Source organism: Arthrobacter sp. PsM3 (genome assembly GCF_030433895.1).
Taxonomy (GTDB): Bacteria; Actinomycetota; Actinomycetes; order Actinomycetales; family Micrococcaceae; genus Arthrobacter.
On the sequence record NZ_JARUXE010000039.1, the window covers coordinates 1 to 20598 of the forward strand.

The 20598-nt window shown below is 69.2% G+C and carries 11 protein-coding genes and 1 tRNA gene; 3 read left to right on the forward strand and 9 right to left on the reverse strand.

Features of this window, described 5'->3' with window-relative positions; translation table 11 throughout:
• Nucleotides 1-198 precede the first annotated feature (198 nt).
• The 3 genes from QCD75_RS17740 to QCD75_RS17750 form a co-directional block, all read right to left on the reverse strand.
• Nucleotides 199-272 (reverse strand) — tRNA-Met (locus QCD75_RS17740).
• 204 nt (nucleotides 273-476) lie between these two features.
• Entirely contained in the window at nucleotides 477-3485 is a 3009-nt protein-coding gene (locus QCD75_RS17745) for a UPF0182 family membrane protein (protein WP_301230729.1), read from the reverse strand.
• A gap of 170 nt (nucleotides 3486-3655) precedes the next feature.
• Entirely contained in the window at nucleotides 3656-4804 is a 1149-nt protein-coding gene (locus QCD75_RS17750) for a YlbL family protein (RefSeq protein ID WP_301230730.1), read from the reverse strand.
• 236 nt (nucleotides 4805-5040) lie between these two features.
• Here QCD75_RS17750 and QCD75_RS17755 point away from each other — a divergent pair, with 236 nt between their 5' ends.
• Complete coding sequence (locus tag QCD75_RS17755) at nucleotides 5041-6516, forward strand: zinc-dependent metalloprotease (RefSeq protein ID WP_301230731.1); 1476 nt, start codon at nucleotides 5041-5043, stop codon at nucleotides 6514-6516.
• A gap of 128 nt (nucleotides 6517-6644) precedes the next feature.
• Here the strand turns inward: QCD75_RS17755 and QCD75_RS17760 are convergent, their stop codons facing one another.
• The 3 genes from QCD75_RS17760 to nudC all read right to left on the reverse strand — a co-directional run bounded on the left by QCD75_RS17760 (nucleotide 6645) and on the right by nudC (nucleotide 10703).
• Nucleotides 6645-7286, reverse strand: coding sequence for a M48 metallopeptidase family protein (locus tag QCD75_RS17760; protein ID WP_301230732.1), 642 nt, complete (start codon nucleotides 7284-7286; stop codon nucleotides 6645-6647).
• Nucleotides 7286-9376: an ATP-dependent DNA helicase UvrD2 gene (locus tag QCD75_RS17765; protein WP_301230753.1), complete on the reverse strand. Its 2091-nt coding sequence runs from the start codon at nucleotides 9374-9376 to the stop codon at nucleotides 7286-7288. The genes QCD75_RS17760 and QCD75_RS17765 overlap by 1 nt, the downstream gene beginning before the upstream one ends.
• Nucleotides 9377-9575: 199 nt before the next feature.
• Complete coding sequence (nudC, locus tag QCD75_RS17770) at nucleotides 9576-10703, reverse strand: NAD(+) diphosphatase (protein ID WP_301230733.1); 1128 nt, start codon at nucleotides 10701-10703, stop codon at nucleotides 9576-9578.
• Between the two features lie 198 nt (nucleotides 10704-10901).
• Here nudC and QCD75_RS17775 point away from each other — a divergent pair, with 198 nt between their 5' ends.
• Nucleotides 10902-12350, forward strand: a complete 1449-nt coding sequence (locus QCD75_RS17775) for a phosphotransferase (protein ID WP_441005510.1) — start codon at nucleotides 10902-10904, stop codon at nucleotides 12348-12350.
• Here the strand turns inward: QCD75_RS17775 and QCD75_RS17780 are convergent.
• The 3 genes from QCD75_RS17780 to QCD75_RS17790 all read right to left on the reverse strand — a co-directional run bounded on the left by QCD75_RS17780 (nucleotide 12347) and on the right by QCD75_RS17790 (nucleotide 19700).
• Nucleotides 12347-15778, reverse strand: a complete 3432-nt coding sequence (locus QCD75_RS17780) for an ATP-dependent helicase (RefSeq protein WP_301230754.1) — start codon at nucleotides 15776-15778, stop codon at nucleotides 12347-12349. The two genes, QCD75_RS17775 and QCD75_RS17780, sit on opposite strands and share 4 nt — an antisense overlap.
• Before the next feature lie 134 nt (nucleotides 15779-15912).
• Nucleotides 15913-19281, reverse strand: a complete 3369-nt coding sequence (locus QCD75_RS17785; protein WP_441005512.1) for an ATP-dependent helicase — start codon at nucleotides 19279-19281, stop codon at nucleotides 15913-15915.
• A gap of 2 nt (nucleotides 19282-19283) precedes the next feature.
• Nucleotides 19284-19700 carry an MGMT family protein gene (locus QCD75_RS17790; RefSeq protein ID WP_301230735.1) on the reverse strand — a complete coding sequence of 139 codons (417 nt, stop codon included), beginning with the start codon at nucleotides 19698-19700 and terminating at the stop codon, nucleotides 19284-19286.
• A gap of 138 nt (nucleotides 19701-19838) precedes the next feature.
• Here QCD75_RS17790 and QCD75_RS17795 point away from each other — a divergent pair, with 138 nt between their 5' ends.
• The gene (locus QCD75_RS17795; RefSeq protein WP_301230736.1) at nucleotides 19839-20549 is read left to right on the forward strand and encodes a 3'-5' exonuclease; all 711 of its coding nucleotides are present in this window, start codon (nucleotides 19839-19841) and stop codon (nucleotides 20547-20549) included.
• The last annotated feature ends 49 nt before the right edge of the window (nucleotides 20550-20598 follow it).

Consider the following 20598-nt stretch of genomic DNA (forward strand, 5'->3'; position numbering starts at 1 on the left):
GTGACCTCTGGGTTATGAGCCCAGCGAGCTACCGAACTGCTCCACCCCGCGTCGCTTGATCAACAATACCCTACTTTTGGCGCCGCCCTGACCACCGGCCGCCAGGCGGTCCGGGACCACCGCAGCGGGACAAAGTCCGGGTGGCTTAAAGCAGAAGGCCCGGAACACCGATTCCAGTGTTCCGGACCTTCCCTTCAGTTGCGGGGACAGGATTTGAACCTGTGACCTCTGGGTTATGAGCCCAGCGAGCTACCGAACTGCTCCACCCCGCGTCGCAAGATCAACTCTACCTGCCGGTGAACTGGAGGCCAAATCGAGGTGCCGTGATGTGCGTCTCCCGGCCCTGTGGACCGGCCCAGGGCGGCGCCGCGGTCTGCCGAAAAAGGCCGGGTTCCCGCTCCAGTGGAGCGGGAACCCGGCCTTCAAGTAGTGCCTTCAAGTAGTGCCCCTGTGGGCGGTGCACTACTTCCCGGGCGTCAGCTGCTCGGCGTCGGGGCCGGGGTGGCGGCCGGTGTTGTGGCCTCCGGGGCCGGGGTGGCCGCCGGAGCCGGAACCGGCGTCGCCGCGATCTTGGCCTCGGCGTCGATGGCCCGCTGCAGGGCCGCAGAGAGCTTCTTCTGCTGCTCGCCGTAGGCTGCGAAGTCGCCCTTCGCGAGGGCGTCCTGGCCCGCCTTGATGGCGGCGGCCGCGTCATCCAATGCGGCCTTCAGCTCTGCTTTCGCGTCGGTGCTTCCCGGGGCGGGGGTGGTGCCGGGCTGGGTAGCGGGCGTCCGTCCGTTATTGGCCGAGTCACCGGCGCTGGCTCCCGATGCGCCGCCGAAGAGCTGGTTCAGGGCCTCATCAAGGGTCGGCGCGAAACCGATCTTGTCACCGAAGGCCACCAGGACACGCTGCAGCGTGGGGTAGGAGGTTTCACCCGTGGACCGGAGGTAGACGGGCTGGACATACGCCATGCCCCCGCCAACCGGCAGGGTCAGCAGGTTGCCGTTCAGCACCGCGGATGCGCCCTGGCGCAGCAGGTTCAGCGCCTGGGACACGGTGGGGTCGGAGTTGAACTTGTTCTGCGCCTGGCCGGGGCCGGGGATGTTGGTCTCCGGGGGGATCTGCAGGAGCCTGAGCTGGCCGTAGCTGTCCGCCTTCACGCCCTTCTGGTTGCCCGCGTCCGAGTCCGCGGCCAGGTAGCCGTAGAGCACGTTGCGGGCGTTGCCGTTGACCACCTGGGGGATGAAGGAGGACGTCAGCTGGAAGGCCGGTTTGTCCTGGTCGGGCATCTTCAGTGACATGTAGTACGGGGGCTGCTTGACCTCGTCCTGGACGGTCGGATCGTTCGGCACGCTCCAGGCGTCATTGTTGGTGTAGAAGTTGTCCGCCTGGGTGACGTGGTAGCGGCCCAGGAGTTCGCGCTGGACCTTGAACAGGTCCTCGGGGTAGCGTACGTGGCTCATCAGGGCCCCGGACATTTCCGAGAACGGCTTCAGCGAGGTCGGAAAGATGTTCTGCCACGCCTTCAGGACCGGGTCCTGGTCGTCCCAGGCGTAGAGCGTCACTTTGCCGTCGTAGGCGTCCACGGTGGCCTTGACCGAGTTGCGGATGTAGTTGACGGAGGTGTTCGGCAGGGAAGCGGTCCGGCCCGCGGTGGTCTGCGAGTCGGTCGTGGCCGCGGAGAGCTGCTCCTGCTGGGAGTACGGGTAGTACTGGCTGGTGGTGTAGCCGTCCACGATCCACTTCACGCGGCCGTCGACGACGGCGGGGTAGGCGTTGCCGTCCACCGTGAGGTACGGGGCAACCTTCTGGACGCGTTCCCGGGGGTTGCGGTCGTAGAGGATCTGGGAGTCTGCGTTCACGCCGTCAGAGAGCAGCAGGTCCGAGGACTGGAACTTGATGGCGTAGAGCACCTTGTTGAAGAAGCTGCCGACGTTCGGGCCGCCGTCGCCGGTGAAGGTGTACTGCGTTTCACCGTCGCCTTCCTTGCCGGCGGGCCGGTCCTGCTCGCGGTGCGGGGCACCGTCGGGGGCTCCGACGATCGAGTAGTCGGCCGAGTTCTCGCCGAAATAGACCCGCGGCTGGTAGGTCGAGTCATTGCCGAGCACGCCGGTGGACGGGATTCCGGACTGCAGGAAGTCAGGCTTGCCGTCGACGGTGAACTTGTTGCCCTTGGCGGCAACGACGCCGTAGCCGTGGGTGTACACGACGTGGCGGTTCAGCCAGGACTGCTGGTTGGCGCTCAGCCCGTCGGGGTTGAGTTCACGGACCGCAATGACGGTGTCCTGGATCTTGCCGTCGATCTCGTAGCGGTCCACGTTCAGCGCTTTGGGAAACTGGTAGTACGGCCGGTACTGCTCAAGCTGGGAGAACGCGTCCGAGATCAGGTTGGGGTCCAGCAGCCGGATGTTGGCGGTGGTCTGCGCGTCGGGGGCCAGCGCGCCCGTGGTGGCGTTGGTGGTGGCGTTGTACCGGGTTTCCTGGATCTTATCCAGTCCGTACGCCGAGCGGGTCAAGTTAATGTTGCGTTCGATGAACGGCTTCTCGAGCGTCTGCTCCGAGGGCCGGACCTGGAACTGCTGGATCACCCAGGGGTAGACGCCGCCGGCGAGGATGGAGGTGATGACGAGCATGGCGGTACCGATGACGGGCAGCCGCCATTTGCCGATCACGGCGGCGACGACGAATAACACCGCGACGAGGGCCGCAGCCACGGCCAGAATGGATTTCGTGGGGATGACGGCGTTGACGTCCGTGTACAGCGCACCGGCCCAGCGGCCACCGCTGTTCTGCACGGAGGTGTAGCGGTCCAGCCAGAAGTTGATGCCCAGCAGCAGCAGGAAGGCCGCACCCGAGACGGCGAGATGGATCTGCGCCGCCCGGCTGGTGAAGATGCCGCGTTCCATGATCCGGACGCTGCCGTAGAGGTAATGCGTCAGGATGCCGGCGACGCCGGCGACAATGGTGACGCTGATCAGGAATCCGGTGACGAAGCCCAGGAAGGGCAGGGTCATCAGGTAGAAGCTGATGTCGAGTCCGAACTGGGGATCGTTCTGGCCGAAAGGTTCCTGGTGCAGGAACAGGAGCACCTTCTGCCACTGGCTGGCCGCGGCGCTGCCGGCGAACAGGCCGAAGAGGACCGGTAACCCGATCATAACGACCCGGCGGATCGGTTCAAGCTGGACCTGGTAGCGGTTGAGGTTGTCCCGGATGTCCGCATCCGGCGCATACACGGGGCGTGCGTGGTACGCGATCCGGATGGCGAAGAAGACGGCGGAAAACATCAACGCGAAGCCCACCAGGAAAATGACGATGCGTGCCAGGTTCTCGGTCAGGAAGACTTCGAAGAAGCCCAACTGCTGGTACCACAGGACGTCCGTCCAGACATTGGCAAAGAAGATGAAGCCGACCACGATCAAGGCCACAACAATCAACGTCGGCGTCAGGGCGCCTCGTCGTTGCTGGGGTCTTCCGGGCGGGACTGTGCTGGCTGGACGGGACAAACTCGGTACCTCATAGCTGGTCGACAGTTACTGGTTTTTAGTTATCAGTGCGGCGCTTCGTTGCCGCAACTCAGTTGCTGCCTTGAAGCGGCCGTCGGCCCCGCCCCGGCTGGGCGGCAAGGCCGTCATAGGTGCCACGAGTGGCGGCGTATCTTAGTTCCGCGGCCAGTCTAGTTGCTGGAGCAAACCGGGAGCCCCGATGTGTCGGCCCCTGACGCGGCAAGTTCGACAGCTTTCCGTGCATCGGCCAGATTCTCCACCCGAACCACCTGCAATCCGTCCGGGACATGGCCGACGACGTCGTCGCAGTTCGCCGCCGGGGCAAGGAACAGGGTGGCCCCGCCGGCCCGGGCGCCCTGCATCTTTTGGCCGATGCCGCCAATCGGGCCAACGGCGCCGTCGGGGGTGATGGTTCCTGTTCCCGCGACGTGTTTGCCGCCGGTCAGGTCGCCGGGGGTGACAGTGTCCACGATGCCCAGGGCAAACATCATCCCGGCGCTGGGACCGCCGACCTTGTCGAGGGAGATCTTGACGTCAAAGGGGAACTTGAATTTGTACTGCAGCGTAACCCCGAGGATGAACCGCCCGGCCGAGGTCTTGGACGGGGTGATGCTTGCGGTCACGTTGCTGCCTCCACGATCGACAACGACATCCACCGGGACACCGTTGCCTGCCGCGAGTTCGGTCTGGACGACACTTAGGGCGGTGGCCGGCTTGCCGTTCACGGAGACCAGCACGTCATTTTCCCGGAGCTTCCCGGCGGAGGCGGAGCCCTCCGGGATACCGGCGATCTGCATCTTCTGCTCGAACGGGATGCCCAGTTCCTTGAGGGCGGCAGCGACGGCGTTCTCCTGCGAGGTGGTCATTGCGACGGCGCTTTCCTGCTGGGACTGTTCCTTCGTCACCCCGGTGGGGAAGATGAGTTCCTCCGGGTAGACGGCCTTGGCGCCGTTGAGCCAGGCCGAGAGTGCCTCAACGACGGTCACCGGCCCGTTGGGGCCGCCGTCGACGTAGACCGTGGTGAGGTCCAGGCTGCCCTTCGCGGGAAACGTCTCGTGGCCGGTGACGCTGATGACCGGCTTGCCGTTGTCCGTGCCCAGGGTGTTGAAGGTCGGACCCGGTGATTCCACGACGTACGGGACCGGCAGGCTCAGGGCGGTGATCCCAAGCGCCAGCGCGAGAACACCCGACACCAGCATGGCCGAAGACCGTTTGTCCCGCTTCCGCCCGGAACGAGACCCGGCGAGGAAGGACCCCCGGCCCCGGAACTGGCTGGCCGCCGGCTCGCTGGCGGGCTGTTCGCCCTGCGTAATAGTCAATGAAGGACCTCTCCGTGCCGGCGCCCGGGGACCCTGCGGACCCCCTGGTCAGCGCACCGCTTCCGCAGCCTCCGCCACGGCTGCCGCCTGCCAATATTCCAGTTTCTAACACTACGCGCTCGGCCGCCGGCTGGGCTCTTTGCCTACAGCGAACGTCGCGGGGTTTCAGCAGACAGCCCGCTGGCCGCGGGGTACCGTGAACGTGAGAAGCAGCCACACCGACGATCGGCGGGACCATGACCTCCAACCCAGTTAATCCGTCCAATGGCGACGAGGAACCCCAGGATCCACTGGCCGAAATGCTGAAGAACCTGATGGGCGGCCAGGGCATGGGGAACATCGACCCTGCCGAACTGGCGAAGGCCGCAGGGCTTCCGGACGACCCGAATCTCCTCGCCCAGATGTTCTCCCAGGTCCAGGCCATGATGAGCTCTTCCTCCGAGGGCCCCGTCAACTGGCAGCTGGCGCATGAGAACGCCCGGCGCGTGGCCGCGAGCGGGTCCGACCCGTCCGTCACGGCCCAGCAGTCGCGCGAGGTCGACGAGGCCCTGCGGCTCGCCGAACTGTGGCTTGACCAGGTCACTGGACTGCCGGCCACCGGGCTGATTGGCCGGGCCTGGTCCCGGGCCGAGTGGGTGGAAGAAACCCTCGGCACCTGGAAACGCCTCACGGAGCCGGTGGCCAACAGCATCGCAAATGCACTCTCTGCCGCCATGACGGAGCAGATGCCGGAGGAAATGAAGACCATGATGGGCGGCGCGTCCTCGATGCTGCAGAACATGGGCGGCGCGATCTTCGGCATGCAGCTGGGCCAGGCCATCGGCGCCCTGTCCGCCGAGGTGGTCAGCTCCACGGACATCGGCGTCCCGCTCGCCGACCTCGAAATGGCCCTCCTGCCCTCCAACGTGGCGAAGTTCGGCGAGGGCCTCAGCCTGCCGGAAAACGACATCCGCCTGTTCCTGGCTGTCCGCGAAGCAGCCCACGCCAGGCTGTTCGTCCAGGTTCCCTGGTTGCGCGGGCACCTGTTGGGCGCGATCGAGGCATACGCCCGCGGCATTCACATCGACACCTCAAAGATTGAGGAACTCGCCCGCGAGCTGGATCCCAGCAACCCGGAGGGCATCCAGGAGGCCCTGTCGCAGGGGGTATTCATGCCCCAGCGCACGCCCGCCCAGGAGCAGGCGCTGGAGAAGCTGGAAACCGCCCTCGCGCTCGTGGAGGGCTGGGTCGACGAACTGAGCTGGGCCGCCACCGAGAAGCTGCTGCCCTCAGCGGCGGCGCTGCGGGAGACGGTACGGCGCCGCCGCGCGACCGGAGGGCCGGCCGAACACGCTTTCTCCTCCCTGGTGGGACTGGAACTGCGGCCGCGCCGGCTCCGGGAGGCCGCCGCATTGTGGGCCTCGCTCAAGGACGAACGCGGCGCCGACGGCCGCGATGCGATCTGGCAGCACCCGGATCTGCTGCCCACCGCCGAAGATCTCGAGGACCCGAAAGGCTTCAGCGAACGCCGCAAGCTGGCCGAGGCCAGCGACTCCGAGGTTGACGACGCCCTGCAGAAGCTGCTGAGCGGTGGATTCGACGAGCCCGGGGAAGGTCAGGACACCGGGGAAGGCACGGGCGAATCCGGCGGAACCGAACAATCCGGCGGTACCGAAGAAAAGGGAGCACCTGACGGCGACGCTCCCGGCGAAGGCGAAAGCCCCAAGCCCTAGATGGGGAACCGGCGGCCCCGGCTGGAACTGCGGTTCCGGCCGGGGCTGTCCCGTGCCCGCCCCCGGATCGTCGCGGCTGGAACTGCGGTTCCGGCCGGGGCGGGAGGTGCCGACATGGGCTGGCGGGATTAGTCGGAGAACCCGGCCGCGTCGACGTCTGCCATGTCATCGCCGTTGTCGGGCGTGATGCCGCGGGAGGTGGCGAAGGAGACGCCCTCGAGGAAGGCCTTCGCCCGGGCCGTGTCCGGGTAGGCCTCGAGCAGCCGCCAGAACGCTGCGTTGTGTCCGGCAACGAGCAGGTGCGCCAGTTCGTGCAGCAGCACATAATCGATGACCCACTGCGGCATGGGCTGAAGCTTGTCCGAGAGCCGGATGGTCCCGTCCGACGGCGTCGCGGACCCCCAGCGGGAATTCTGGTTGCCCACCCAGCGGACCGACGACGGCACCGCCCGGCCACCGAAGTACTTCGCGGAGAGCTCGGCGGCGTGCGCCGCCAGGGCGGTGTCGCTGCGCGGGCGACGCCCTCCGGCACCGCGGCTCCCCCGCTCCCCCTGGCGCCGGAGCTTCTCCAGCATCCGGTGCACCCACTCCCGCTCCTGGGCGCGGCTGAAGGAGGCAGGGATGGCGACCACGGCGGTGCCGTTTTCCCAGAAGGCCGCGACGGTCCGGCGGCGGCGGGCGGAGCGCCGCACTTCCACCGGGGCGCCGTCGGCAGTGGTCAGCGGCGTGGCTGCCGGCGTGCCTGACCTCGGAGGGCTGCTGCCGGCCATCAGAGCGTGGTGCTTTCGACCAGCACGGCCAGCACTGCTTCGCCGTACTTCTCCAGTTTGGACGGGCCCACCCCGGGGAGTTTGGCGAGCTGTTCGAGGGAGTCGGGCCGGGCTTCGGCAATGGCGGTCAGGGTGGCATCGGTGAAGACCACAAAGGCGGGAACGTCGGCTTCAAGCGCTATGTCCTTGCGCCACTGCCGGAGCGCGTCGAAGGTCTGCTCCTCGTAGCTGGGCGGGCACTGGTTGCAGCGGCCCACCTTCCGTTCGGCACCGGAGGAGAGCATGGTCCCGCATACCCGGCAGGTGGCCGGCACGGCGGCCTTGCGGCGCGGCGCAGCCCCCTTGCCGCGGACCGAGGAGCTGGCCACGGAGTCGGGGCGCAGCCCGTCGAGGAAACGCGAGGGCTTCCGGTTGGCGCGCCCGCCCGGGGTCCGTGCGGTGGACCAGGACAGGAACAGGTGTTCCCTGGCCCGGGTGATCCCCACGTACAGCAGCCGGCGCTCCTCGTCGACGGATTCGGGGCTGTCGGCGAAGGAAATCGGCATGAGCCCTTCGCTGAGCCCGACGAGGAAGACGGCGTCCCATTCGAGGCCCTTGGCCGCGTGCAGCGAGGCGAGGGTGACGCCCTGGACGGTCGGGGCGTGCTGGGCCAGGGAGCGCTCCTGGAGTTCGTTGACGAAGTCGGAGAGGGTGAACTGCCCGCCCCGGCTGATCACGAGTTCGTCGGCCAGCGCGACGAGCGCCGCGAGCGATTCCCAGCGTTCCCGGAGCGCGCCGCCGCTGTGCGGGGCGGCTTCCGTGTAGCCCAGCGAGGCGACGATGTCGCGGACCAGCTGGCCCAGCGGTTCGGGGCTGGCGGTTTCGGCGACGGCCCGGGTGGCCGCCCGAAGCTGCAAGATGGCGTCGCGGACTTCCTTGCGGGCAAAGAACCGTTCCCCGCCGCGCAGCTGGTAGCCGATCCCCGCCGAGGCCAGGGCCTGCTCGTAGGCATCGGACTGGCCATTGGTGCGGAACAGCACGGCGACCTGGCTGGCCGGAGTGCCGGCATCGAGGAGCCCGCGGACCTTGACCGCCACTGTTGCGGCCTCGGCCTCATCATCGGAGCATTCGGTGAACTGCGGGACCGGACCGGACGGGCGTTGCGCCACGAGTTGCAGGGGCGTGGCCCAGGCGGCGTCCGCGGCCGTCCCGCCGCTGCGCCGGCCCCCCAGCAGCTCGTTGGCCAGTTTCACCACCTGCGGGGTGGAGCGGTAGTCGCGGATCAGCTTGACCACGGTGGCCCCGGGATACTGGGCCTTGAAGCCGAGGAGGTGCTTCGGCGAGGCACCGGTGAATGAGTAGATGGTCTGGCTGGCGTCGCCGACGACGCAGAGCTCGTCCCGCCCGCCGAGCCACAGTTCCAGCAGCCGCTGCTGCAGCGGTGAAACGTCCTGGTACTCGTCGACGACGAAGTGACGGTACTGCTCGCGGACCGTGGCGGCAACCTTCGGGTCCTCCTGGAGAATTCCCACAGTGATGAGCAGGACGTCCTCGAAGTCGATGACGTTCCGGTCGGTCTTGACGTCTTCGTAGGACTGGAAAACCCGGGCGACGGCGGTCAGGTCGAAGCCGCCCGGGGCACCGCGGCCCTGGGCTTTTTCCAGGTAGTTGGCCGGGGTCAGCATGGACACCTTGGCCCACTCGATTTCGGAGGCCAGATCGCGGATCGAGGCCCGGTCCGTGCTGAGCCGCAGCCGCCGGGCCGCTTCGGCAATCATCTGCGCTTTGTGGTCCAGCAGGTTGGGCAGGACCCCACCGACGGCCTGGGGCCAGAAGAACTGAAGCTGGCGCAGCGCAGCTGCGTGGAAGGTGCGTGCCTGGACGTTGCCGACGCCGAGGTCGCGGAGCCGGCTGCGCATTTCGGCCGCTGCCCGCGACGTGAAGGTGACAGCCAGGAGCCGTTGCGGGTTGTACACGCCGGAGTGCACGCCGTAGGCGATCCGGTGGGTGATGGCGCGGGTCTTGCCGGTGCCGGCGCCGGCAAGGACACACATGGGTCCCTGCAGGGTGCTGGCGACGTCGCGCTGTTCGGCGTCCAGGCCGCCCAGGATCCGCTCCTCGAGGGAGCGGTTGTCCGGCGCCGGGGGTTCGGTCTCCGGCTCTGGGTCGTTGGACTGGCCGGCCGGGAAAGCGCTGGGCTGGAAAATATCAGTGTTCACTATTGCTGCTCAGTCGTTTGAGGGTGTCCGGTGAATGTTCCGCGCTGGTGGACCCGCGCCTCGGCGGTGCCGCCGGGTTGTCAATCAGAGCTCATGCGCTGTCCGGGCGGTCCTGGATGGTGCCGCCGTACCAGTGCTCGATGAGGGCCCGGGCGATGGACAGCCTGCTGGAGATGACAATTTCGCCGCTGAGCACCGCTTCCTGCAGCTCACTCCTGCTGAACCAGCGCGCCCGGGTGACTTCGATGCCGTCGGGAGTGGCTTCAGTGTCCGCGGTCGTGGCCGTAAAGCCGAGCATGAGCGAGGCCGGGAAGGGCCAGGACTGGGAACCGAGGTACTGGCAGGCGGTGACCCGCACGCCGACCTCCTCGCCGATCTCCCGGACCACGGCTTGTTCCAGTGACTCACCCGGTTCGACGAAGCCGGCGAGGGTGGAGTAGTTCCGGGCATCGAGCGGGCCGCCGCCGCCGAGCAGGAGACGGCCGTCCGGGCCCACGACCGTGACGATGATGGCCGGATCGGTGCGCGGGTAATGCTCCGAACCATCCGAGGGGCAGCGGCGCACCCAGCCGCCCGCCTCCGGCTCGGTGGCGGTGCCGCAGCGCGGGCAGTGGGTGTGGGTGGCGTGCCAGTTGGCGATGGCGCTGGCCTCGACGAAGATGGCGGTGTCGGTGGGGTTCAGGGTGGCTGCGACATCACGGAACCCCGCCCACTGGGCGGCTTCGGGGATGCCGGCGATGTGGGCTTCGAATTCCTCGGCCCGGACCTCGAACTGCTGCGGCAGGAGGAAGAGGATCAGGGGGGTGCCTGCAGCCAGGTCCGAGCCGGGCAGGGCTGTGCCCAGGTAGATCAGCTGGTCCGGGGCGTAGGCGGTGTCCTGCAGGTGCCGGGCAAGTTCGGCCGCGTCGAGCAGAACCAGGCCGGCGCCGTTGATGAGGGCCTGCCGGCCGGACAGCACCATCGCCCGGGCGCCGCCGGGGGTCATGAGCTCCCCGAGCATTCCGGGCCTCAGCCGTGCGGCGGATCCGCGGTCAATGAGCGCCGACCGCACCGGAAGGACGGTGTCGGTGATCAAGTTGGCGGTCAGGCCGGGGTGCGGGGCGGTTGTCCTGCCATGCCGGGCTTGGCTGTCCGGTGCTTGGCTTGTCGATGTTTGGCTTGTCGATGTTTGGCTCTGCTGGGCGTGGCTCTTCGATGCCGGTGACTCCGCAAGACTCATGTACCCACCGTACTGACTCCCGCTGACAAATGACATTTTTCCCTGACGTATGTGGGCATCCGCACGTGCCCCGGCGGGAGGCCGGGGCCGCGGTCCGGGCCGCACCGTAACGGATCCCCGGCCGGAATTTATTCCGGATCTTTCAGACTCGCCGTGGTGCATCGCTGTCTTGGGCGCCGCTCAATCTACCGTGGAAGCGTGAGAAGAAAACCAATCGAACTGGCAGCTGTGGCAACCGCGGCAGTCCCCGGACTGACCCCGACTGCCGTCAGCTCTGCGCCCGACGATCCGGCAGACTTCGATTCGGCTCTCCTTTTGGATTCCGAAGGGAAGCGCTGGCGGGTCCGCTCGCCGCGCCATCCGGAGGCCAGCGCACGGCTGGAAACGGAATTCCTGGTGCTGCGAGCTTTTGTGCCCGCCATCCGGGCCGAACTTCCCTTCCTGATGCCCACCGTGGCCGGCACCGTCCGGCAGGGGGCGCTGAGCACGTTTGTTTACTCCCACCTGGCCGGCTCCACCCGGTCGGTCGAGGAACTTGGGTCCGCTTCACCCGCCGTGGCCCGCGAGATCGGTGCGGCCCTCGCCGCCATCCATGACCTGCCACATTCGCTGGTCAGCAACGCTGACCTCCCGAGCTACACCCCCAACGAGTTCCGCCAGCGCCGCCTCAACGAACTGGACCAGGCCGCGACCACCGGCATGATCCCGCCGCTGCTGCTTCGCCGCTGGGAACACGCCCTTGAGGACGTTTCCCTCTGGCGCTTCAACCCCTGCGTGGTCCACGGTGACCTGCACGAGGACAACCTCCTGGTCGACGCCGACCGCGTGACCGCCGTGACCGGCTGGACCGATCTGCGCATCGGCGACCCCGCCGACGACATGGCCTGGCTGGTCGCGTCCAACGACCAGGACTTCGTGGACGCTGTGCTGGAGCACTACACGTCTGCCAGGCGCGACGTGCCCGACGCCCATTTGCTCCGCCGCGCCGCGCTCTCCGCCGAATTCGCCCTCGCGCAGTACCTCGTCAAGGGCCTCGCCGCCGGGAACCAGGACATGATCGACGAGGCCGAGTCCATGCTCACGGCACTCGCCGAGGACGTCGCGGAACACGGCGGTCAGCCGATCAGCGTGGAACCGCTCCCCCAGCCGACTCCTGCATCCGGTCCCGCACCCGGCCGGGCCCAGCCGGCCGCGACACCGCACAATCAGCCGGTGCCGGTCGTCAGCAGGGTCTCCCTGCTGGCCCCGGATTCGGTCTCCGGACTTTCCGCCGTACCCTCCAGCACCGCGATGCCGGCCGTACAGGTGACGCCGATTCCCCTCGACGCGGCCGGGGCCGACCGACGGGGTGGCCACCGGGGTGTCGGCGACCATAGCATGGCCGGCGCTGAACGCACCGGCCCTGCCGGCAACAAGGTTTCCGGCGTCTCCGTGACAGCGATTCCCGCCGACGAACCGGCCGCCGTGGGTTCCTCCGAGGAGGACACCTCAACCCAGTCGTTTGCCGTGATCCAGGCCGAAGGGGCAGCACCGGCAGACGCTCCCGCCCAGGCGGACGCGCCCGCAGACGCTGCCGCCCAGCCGGACGCACCCGCAGATGACACTTCGACGACAGCACTCACGGTGGTCGAGGCGAAAACCCGCTAGCCGCCCCCGAGGGCCGCGGCGACAATCTGCTCGAGCCGCTCCGCTGAACCCAGATCGTGCGGCCGGACCACTTGGTTGTCCGCGACGTAGTAGAACGCCGCCCGCACCTGGTCCACCGGGATGTCCTTGAGCCGGGACCAGGCCAGCCGGTAGACGGCCAGCTGGACGGCCTTGGTCTTCAGCTGCGCGGCGGACGGCCGGCGGCCGGTCTTCCAGTCCACCAGGTCCCAGCCGCCGTCGGCGTCGCGGAAGACGGCGTCGATCCGGCCGCGGACCACCACGTCACCGATCCGGGTTTCCACCGGCACTTCAACGTGGGCAGGTGCGCGGTTGGCCCACTCGGAGCGGCGGAAGGTTTCCACCATCGTGTCCAGACCGTAGGCCTCGTCGATGTGGTCGTCGGAGCCCGCCGCCTCGCCAAGGTCCAGCATTCCGGCGGTGCCGAAGTACTCCTCCACCCAGGCATGGAATGCGGTGCCTTTGCGGGCGGACATCCCGGGTTCACGCGGAACGGGTCGCCGCAGCCGGGCAACGACGGAGCCGGCGTCTTCCTCCAGATCCACCAGGGTGGACGCGGAAATGTGGCCCGGCAGATGCACATCGTGCACCGCGGTCCGGCGGGAGCGGCGTTCCAGCAGGGTCGCGGCTTCGTGCGCCCAGCCGCCGGCCGGGCCGCGCAGGGGCCGGCGCTTTCCCGATTCAGTGGCGCCCGCATCGGGGAATGCGCCCGGTCCGCCCGCATCCTGTAGCACCCCGGAGTCCAGGGAATGCAGCACCCGTGCCGCGGCGGCCTGCATGGCGGCCCGCCGGCCGGGGACCAGCCGGAGCCGGTCTCCCGTCCGCGGATCGAGTGGCCCCTCGAGCGGGTCGTACGGCCATCCGGCGACCTCAAGGTCTGCGGTCAGCGGGCTCTCCTCCGGCAGTGACTCCTCATCGACGGACAACGGGTGGATCCCGGCTGCGCCGTCGGCGGCGAGGACTTCCAGTTCGGCCAGGAAAGGCGACATGTCAGCCAGACCGGCGCGCGAGCCCACCCATGCGGCGCTGGAAACCCAGAGCACGTGTTTGGCCCGGGTGTAGGCCACATAGGCCAGCCGCCGTTCTTCGGCCTCGCCATGGGCCTGGACGGCGGACTTGAATTCCTTCTCGGCGTCGAGCCAGCCTTTTTGGTCCGGGTGTTCGAGGTCCCATTGCGGCAGGTCCGCGCGGTCCCCGCGCAACGGCCAGGGCAGCGCGGCGCTGCCGCTGCTCCAGCGCGAATCCCGGCTGCTGGGGAAGGCCCCGGCATTGAGCCCGGGCACGAACACGACATCCCATTCCAGGCCCTTGGAGGCGTGCACGGTCAGGAGCTGCACCGCTTCATGGTTCACGTCCGGCGCTGCGGCGTCCAGGCCGTTCTCCTCGGCGGCTGCGGCTTCCAGCCAGGCCAGGAAGGCGAGGACGTCCACCCGCTGGGAGGTGTGCAGGAACCCGGCGGCGGCGTCCTGGAAGGCGTCCAGGTTGCGGCGGGCCTGGTGGATGCTGATCCCTGGCCGTGCGGCGACTTCGATGTCGAGAAGCATGGCCCGCTCCACCTCGCCGAGCAAGGTGGTGAGATCATCGCCCATGTAGCCGCGCAGTTGACGGAGTTCCGCCGAGAGCCGGTGGAGCCGTTCCAGCCCCTCGGGGCTGAGCTGGCGGCCGTGCGCGGACGTCCAGCCTTCCCGCGGCAGCCAGTCGAGGGCTTCGACCAGGCTGGCGGCGTCCGTGAGGTCGCCCTCGATCACGGCGGCCTCCGCCGCGTCGTCGGCGTCGTCGGCGTCTGTGGTGCCGGGGCGGCCGCGGCGCCGGGCCAGGAAGCTGGACCAGTCCCGCAGGGCCATCAGGTCCGCCGGGCCGATCCGCCACCGCGCCCCGCAGAGCAGGCGCATCAGCGAATCCGAGCGCCCCGGATCGGCCAGCACCCGGAGGGTCGCGACCAGGTCGACAATCTCGGGGGTGTCCAGGAGACCGCCGAGGCCGACGATTTCGTAGGGGATCCCGCGCACCTCGAATTCGCGCCGGATGCATTCCATCTGGGCGCGGCGGCGGCACAGCACCGCCATGGCGGGAGGCTCGGGCTCCGCTGCCGACCCGTCAAAGTCGGTCACCCGGAACTTCAGTACGTCACCGGCGATCGCCGCGGCCTCGTCCTCATCGGTGCCGAAGCGGCCCATCACCACCCGGCCCTGGACCGCGGCCGGGCTGGGCAGCAGCGGCGGAACCTCGACGCCCCCGGCCGTGTCCCGCTCGCCGGCCGGGCCGGTCAGGGCAGCGGCCCGGCTGAGTGGTGCCGAAATGACGTTGGCGGCGGTCAGGATGTTCCGGCCGTTGCGCCACGCGGTGGTCAGGTACGACGTCGGCGCAACGGCGAAACGCGCAGGGCTCCCGGCGTCGGCGGCGGCGGCGGCGGCGGCGGGGAGCCGGACCGGGAATTCGCGGACGAAGTGGAAGAGCTGGCCGGCGGAGGCGCCGCGGAAACCATAGATGGACTGGTTGGGGTCCCCCACTGCGGTGACCGCGTGGCCGTCACCGAACAGCCGCGAGAAGAGGACCAGCTGGGCGTGCGAGGTGTCCTGGAACTCGTCGAGCAGCACCACTTTGTAGCGCTGCCGTTCGGTTTCCGCGGCGACCGGGACCTCGTTGGCGACGCGGGCGGCGAGGGCGACGAGGTCGCCGAAGTCGAGGGCGCCGCGGGCCCGCTTGGCGTCCGTGTAGCGTCCCACCATCTCCGCGACGCTGGCACGGGTGCGGAGCAGGCCGCTGAGCTCGCCCACGGCCTGGCTCGCGTTCTTTTTGGCGGTGGCGAGGTAGGGCAGCGCCTCGAACTCGGCCACCCGGTCCAGCAGCCACCCTCGGACCGCGGCCGGGTCCTGGAGATGCTCGGCGCACTCGCCGGCAAGCTGGATGACCGCCTTGACGAGGGTGGATTTGGCGGAGCGGAAGTGTTCGTATTCGCCGTCGAAAGCTTCCACGACCTCGCTGGCGAGCTGGAAGGACTGGGCGCCGCCGAGCAGCACGACGTCGCGTTCGACGCCGAGCCGGAGGCCGTAGTCGGACACGATGCCGCTGGCGTAGGAGTGGTAGGTGGAGACCTTGGGTTCGAGCGCGTCGGTGCTGAGCAGCCCGGCGGGGAACATCTGGTGCTGCGTGTCGGCCGCGGCGATGCGCTGCAGAGCTGAAAGCTTGGCGCGGATGCGGGTGGCCAGCTCCCCGGCGGCCTTCCGGGTGAAGGTCACCCCGAGCACTTCCTCCGGCCGGACCCAGCCGTTGGCGACAAGCCACACCACACGGTCGGCCATCGTGGCGGTCTTGCCCGAGCCGGCACCGGCAATCACCAGCCGGGGTGACAGGGGCGAGGAAATGATGTGCGACTGCTCGGCTGTGGGGCTGTTCTTCTCCCCCAGCATCGCGGAGAGCTCCTCGGGGGTGAACCTCGGGGGGGGAAGGTCGGCCGGAGGAGCGGAGGGAGCGGCTGCGGGAGCGGCTGCGGGAGCGGCTGCGGGAACGGGGTCCGAGCCAGGGGGAGGTGTTGTGTCGGTGCTCATTCGGTAACCTGCTTTCCCCGCGGGCACAGCGGGCAGACTTCGGGAAGGCGGCAGCCGTGGCCACCGTGGCCGCCCTTGGACGGATCGTGGCGGGCCTCAAAGGTGTTCCCGGACATCACCCGGGCGGCGTCGCCCACCATGTCCAGGGCCCAGTTGTCCGCCGGGTCCAGCGGCGTCTGGGCCTGGATGCCCGGGCTCTTGGTGGTGGTGCCGAGCTGCGCGAGGACGGCCCCGCCGGGCAGCGGGGGCGGCCCGTCGTCGGGACCGGGGAACCCTCCGGCCAGCACCGCCGCCTGGTAGGCGCCCAGCTGGGGGTGCCTTGCAAGGTCGGCCTTGCCCGGCTGACGTTTGCCGGTTTTGAGGTCCACGACGACGAGCCGGCCCTCGGCGTCGATCTCCAGCCGGTCGACCTGGCCGCGCAGAACGGCCGGGCGGGCGGGCCAGGGGCCGCCGTCGATATCGCCGCCCGCGGCAGGGCCGGTGCTTCCGGCCGGGTCCACCACGTCCGGGAGTTTGACCTCAAAGTCCTGCTCGACGCCGACCAGGGACCGGCCTTCGCTGCGCATCACCAGCACGTACTGGGCGAGCTTGCGGACCATCGACTCGGCGCGCTGGAAGTCCAGTTTGCCCTCCCAGTTGTCCTTCATCCCAAGCGCCGGCCAGCGGCGGACGAGCTCGGCGAGGTATTCGCTGCCGGAGGCATCCGGAAGGTCCTGAGCGATGGCGTGGACGAGGGTGCCCAGGCTGCGGGCAAAGTCGGTGGCGGCCTCGCCGCCGGCCGCCTGGACAAACCAGTCCAGGGGCGATTTCTGCACCGTCTCCACCTTCGATGGCGAGACGTAAACGGTGCCGCCCGGCGGAACGACGGGCTCGTCCGTGGACAGCGGCGCAAGGCCCCACCAGCTCTCAGGGTGGGCGCCCGGCACTGGCGGTTCGGCGGCCGCCAGGGCACCCAGAACGGCACTGGCTTCCAGGGCTTCGGGGGCTCCGGCGTCGAGCTGGGCGTACTGGCGCAGCTCGGCCACGAGCGCCCGCAGCGTGAGCGGCCGCTCCACCGGGGTAAAACCGCGCCGCTCCCGGTCCGGGCCCAGCGGCGCCACGTAATCCAGGAACGAGGAGGGCTGTTCGTCCTCCGAGGACACGGCGGTGCAGATCAGCACCTGCTGGGCCCGCGACACCGCGGTGGAGAAGCTCCGCAGCTCGTCGTAGCGGATTTCGCGCAGCCGGCTGAGGGGATCGAGCTGCAGCGCGTATTCCACGCCGTGCTCGACGGCGTCCGCGAACAGGGTGCTGCCGAGCAGTTCGCCGCGGAGCCTGGTGTTGGGCCACACCCCTTCCTGCAGCCCGGGGATAATGACCACGGGCCATTCCCGGCCGGCGGCGCTTGCCGGGGTCATGAGTTCCACGGCGTCCTCCAGCTGCGCCCGCGCGGCGAGGGTGTCCATCGGGAGTTCCTGGCTGAGCAGGTATTCAAGGAACTGCTCCGGTCCGGAACCGGGCAGCTGGTCCACAAAGCGCTCGGCGGTGTGGAAGAGGGCCATCATGGCATCGAGGTCCCGGTCCGCCCGGGCCCCGGCTGCTCCCCCGGCCAGCGCCGCCTCGGTCCAGCGCGAGGCGAGTCCGGTGGAGTTCCACAGTGCCCACAGCACCGTTTCGGCGTTGCCGCTTGGAGCCTGGGCGGCGTCCCGTCCGGCCTGGATCATCCGGGCGATCCTGCGTGCGGAGTGGCCCTCGATGCCGAGGGTCGCCAGTGCGCCCGGTTCGAGCAGGGCCTCGACGAGGAGCACGTCGCTGGTGCGGCCGCCGCCGCCCAGGAGCTCCTCCCGGCGCAGGGACTGGCGCAGGCGGCGAAGCTCGATCGCTGTGGCGCCGCCGATCCGCGAGGTCAGCAACGCCACCGCTGCCTCGGGGCCCAGCACGGCCGGGTCCAGGGCCACGGCGTAGGCGTCCAGCAAGGGCCGGACTGCGACCTCGTCACGGACGGCGGATTCGGCCACCGGGATCCGGACGGGGATGCCCTGGCCGGCGAGGTAACGCTGCAGCTGGCTGAGCTGGCCGCCGTTGCGCACGACCACGGCGATGTCGCCGAGTTCGCGGCCGTCGTTGAGCTGGGCTTCCAAGATCCGCTGGGCCACGTAGCGCAGTTCGTGCACCGGGGACGGCAGCAGGTGCGCCTCCACCGTTCCGTGGGAGGGGCCGGCAGCCCCGGTCTGTGCAGGGACGCGAGGCTGCGCCGGATCCCCGTCGCGGGTCGGCCGGTCCGGCCGCGCCTCCAGGTGGGGCTGTTCGAGCCGGCGCGCGGACTGGCCGCCGGCGCGGCGGGAGATCCGTCCGGCGACGGCGAGCCACGCCTCGGCGACCGCGGGGGTGTGGCGGTGGGCGGTCCAGAGCGGCCGCTCGAGGACGGTCCCGCCGGCGGGGGCGAGCAACTGCGGAAGCTCCGCCACGAGGTCCGGGCGGGCGCCGCGGAAGCCCTGCACCACGGTGTCCGGGGAGAAGGTGATGAGGGCCTCCTTGCCTGCGGCAATGTCCGCGAGCAGTTCGAACACGGCAGGGTTGGCTTCCTGCATGTCGTCCACCAGGACCAGCTGGAGCCTGCTACGTTCGGCGGCCAGGAAGTCGGGTTCGTCCTGGAAAATCTGGCGGGCGGCCGTGATGATGCCGGCCGGGTCGAAGGATTCCGGCATGCGCAGGTCGAGCACGTCGCGGTACTCCGCGTACAGGCCGGCGGCGGCGACCCAGTCCGGCCGGTGGCAGCGCCGGGCGAGGACCACGAGGTCCTCGGCGGTCCGGCCGGATTCGATGATCCGGTCAAAGAGCTGGCGGACCTCCTGCCGGAATCCGCGGGTCTGCAGTGCCGCGCCCAAATCCTCCGGCCACGGCAGCTCAAGTCCGGGCTGGGCGTGGCCCTCGAGGAGTTCTTTGATGATCAGGTCCTGTTCCGGGCCGGACAGCAGTTTCGGCGGGCGCGGCAGCGGCAGGATCCCTTCCGCCTTGGCACGCCGGATCAGGTCGAAAGCGTAGGACGCCCAGGTGCGGGCCGGCGTTGTGCTCAAGCTGCGGTCCAGCCGCGCGGTGAAGCGGTCCCGGAGCGAATCGGCGGCGAGGCGTCCGGGGGCAAGGATGAGCATCCGTTCCGGATCGAGGCCGTCCCGCTGCGCACGCCGGACGGCGGCCTCCACGAGAACGGTGGACTTGCCGGTGCCCGGCGCGCCGGGGATCAGGACCGGGCCGGAGCCATGCGGGACGTCGACGGCGGCGAGCTGGTCCGCGGAGAGCACGGGCACCGCACTGTGCAGCTTGCGGGGCGGCAGCAGGCGAAGTGCTGATGTGGGCGGGCGGGACTCGGGGTTCTTGCGGGGGATGCTCACACAGTCATTTCATCATCGGGGGCCGACAGTTTGCGCACGGAGCGTTCCAGCCGCTCGGCAACGGCGTCGATCGCATCGAACTCGCCGTCGTTTGGTGCCCAGCGGGCGGCCGTCAGGTCCACACGCCACCGCCCCTCGCCGGTGCGGAGGTATTCGGCATGACTTCCCAGCAGCGGGGTTCCTTCCAGGATGTACAGGGCCAGGGCCTCACGCTCGTGCCCGGGAGGCGCGTCACCATTGGCCTTGAGGACCCGCCACCAGGGCACTGCGCTGCCATGGTGGCTCATCACGGAACCAACCTGCCGGGCACCGCCGGAGCCGAGGAGTTCGGCAACGTCGCCGTACGCCACGGCGGTGCCTGCGGGGATCAATGCCACCACGTCCAGCACTGCTTCCACATACTCCATCCGCATGGCACAAGCCTAGCGGCCGGCTCCGATTCGGGCCGCCGGCGGCGTTGCCCGGCCGCGCTGCGGCGCGTCCGGCGCCACGCCGGGCCCGGCCGCGGGCGGTGGCGTCTTACCGTCGGTGGCAGCAGGTAGCGTTGAAGCATGAGCACTTGGAACACCCTCCCCCGCGCAGCCTTCGACCTTGAAACCACCGGCAGGAACTCCCGTGCCGCGCGGATCGTCACGGCGTCCATCACCGTGGTGGACGCCGAGGGCGGGGTCATCAAGGAACACGAATGGCTCGCCGATCCGGGCGTCGAAATTCCCACGGAGGCCAGCGACATCCATGGCGTCACGACTGAGCGGGCCCGCAGCGAAGGCCGCCCTGCCGCGGAGGTGACGCGGGAGGTCGCCGCGGTGCTCCAGGAGCTCTTCGACACCGGCGTTCCGGTCATCGCGTTCAACGCCAGCTACGACTTCACCGTCCTCGCGGCCGAGTCGGCCCGGTACGGCGTGCCGCAGCTGAGCCGCTTCCCGGTGCTGGATCCGTACATCATGAACAAACAGGTGGACCGGTACCGCAAGGGCAAGCGCACCCTCACCGCCCTCTGCGAGGAATACGGCGTGGACCTCGACAACGCCCACACCTCGGCGGCGGACGCCCTGGCCACCTCGCGCATGCTCGACGCCATGGCAGGGAAGTTCCCGAAGCTTCGGATGCCGGCCAGCCACCTGCACCAGCTGCAGATCGAATGGGCCTCGGCCCAGGCCTCCGATTTCCAGAGTTACCTGCGCAAGACCAAGCCAGCTGCCGTGATTGAAGGCGACTGGCCGGTCCTGCCGCCCGAGGACGCCAGCCGCGGCGACTTCTAGGCCGCCGGGACTTCTTAAAACGAAACTTAGGCAACAGGACGCCGGGGAA

Coding starts and splice junctions, on each gene's coding strand:
- QCD75_RS17755 (WP_301230731.1), top strand. CDS start 5,041: ATGACCTCCAACCCAGTTAATCCGTCCAATGGCGACGAGGAACCCCAG.
- QCD75_RS17760 (WP_301230732.1), bottom strand. CDS start 7,286: ATGGCCGGCAGCAGCCCTCCGAGGTCAGGCACGCCGGCAGCCACGCCG.
- nudC (WP_301230733.1), bottom strand. CDS start 10,703: ATGAGTCTTGCGGAGTCACCGGCATCGAAGAGCCACGCCCAGCAGAGC.
- QCD75_RS17780 (WP_301230754.1), bottom strand. CDS start 15,778: ATGCTGGGGGAGAAGAACAGCCCCACAGCCGAGCAGTCGCACATCATT.
- QCD75_RS17790 (WP_301230735.1), bottom strand. CDS start 19,700: ATGCGGATGGAGTATGTGGAAGCAGTGCTGGACGTGGTGGCATTGATC.
- QCD75_RS17795 (WP_301230736.1), top strand. CDS start 19,839: ATGAGCACTTGGAACACCCTCCCCCGCGCAGCCTTCGACCTTGAAACC.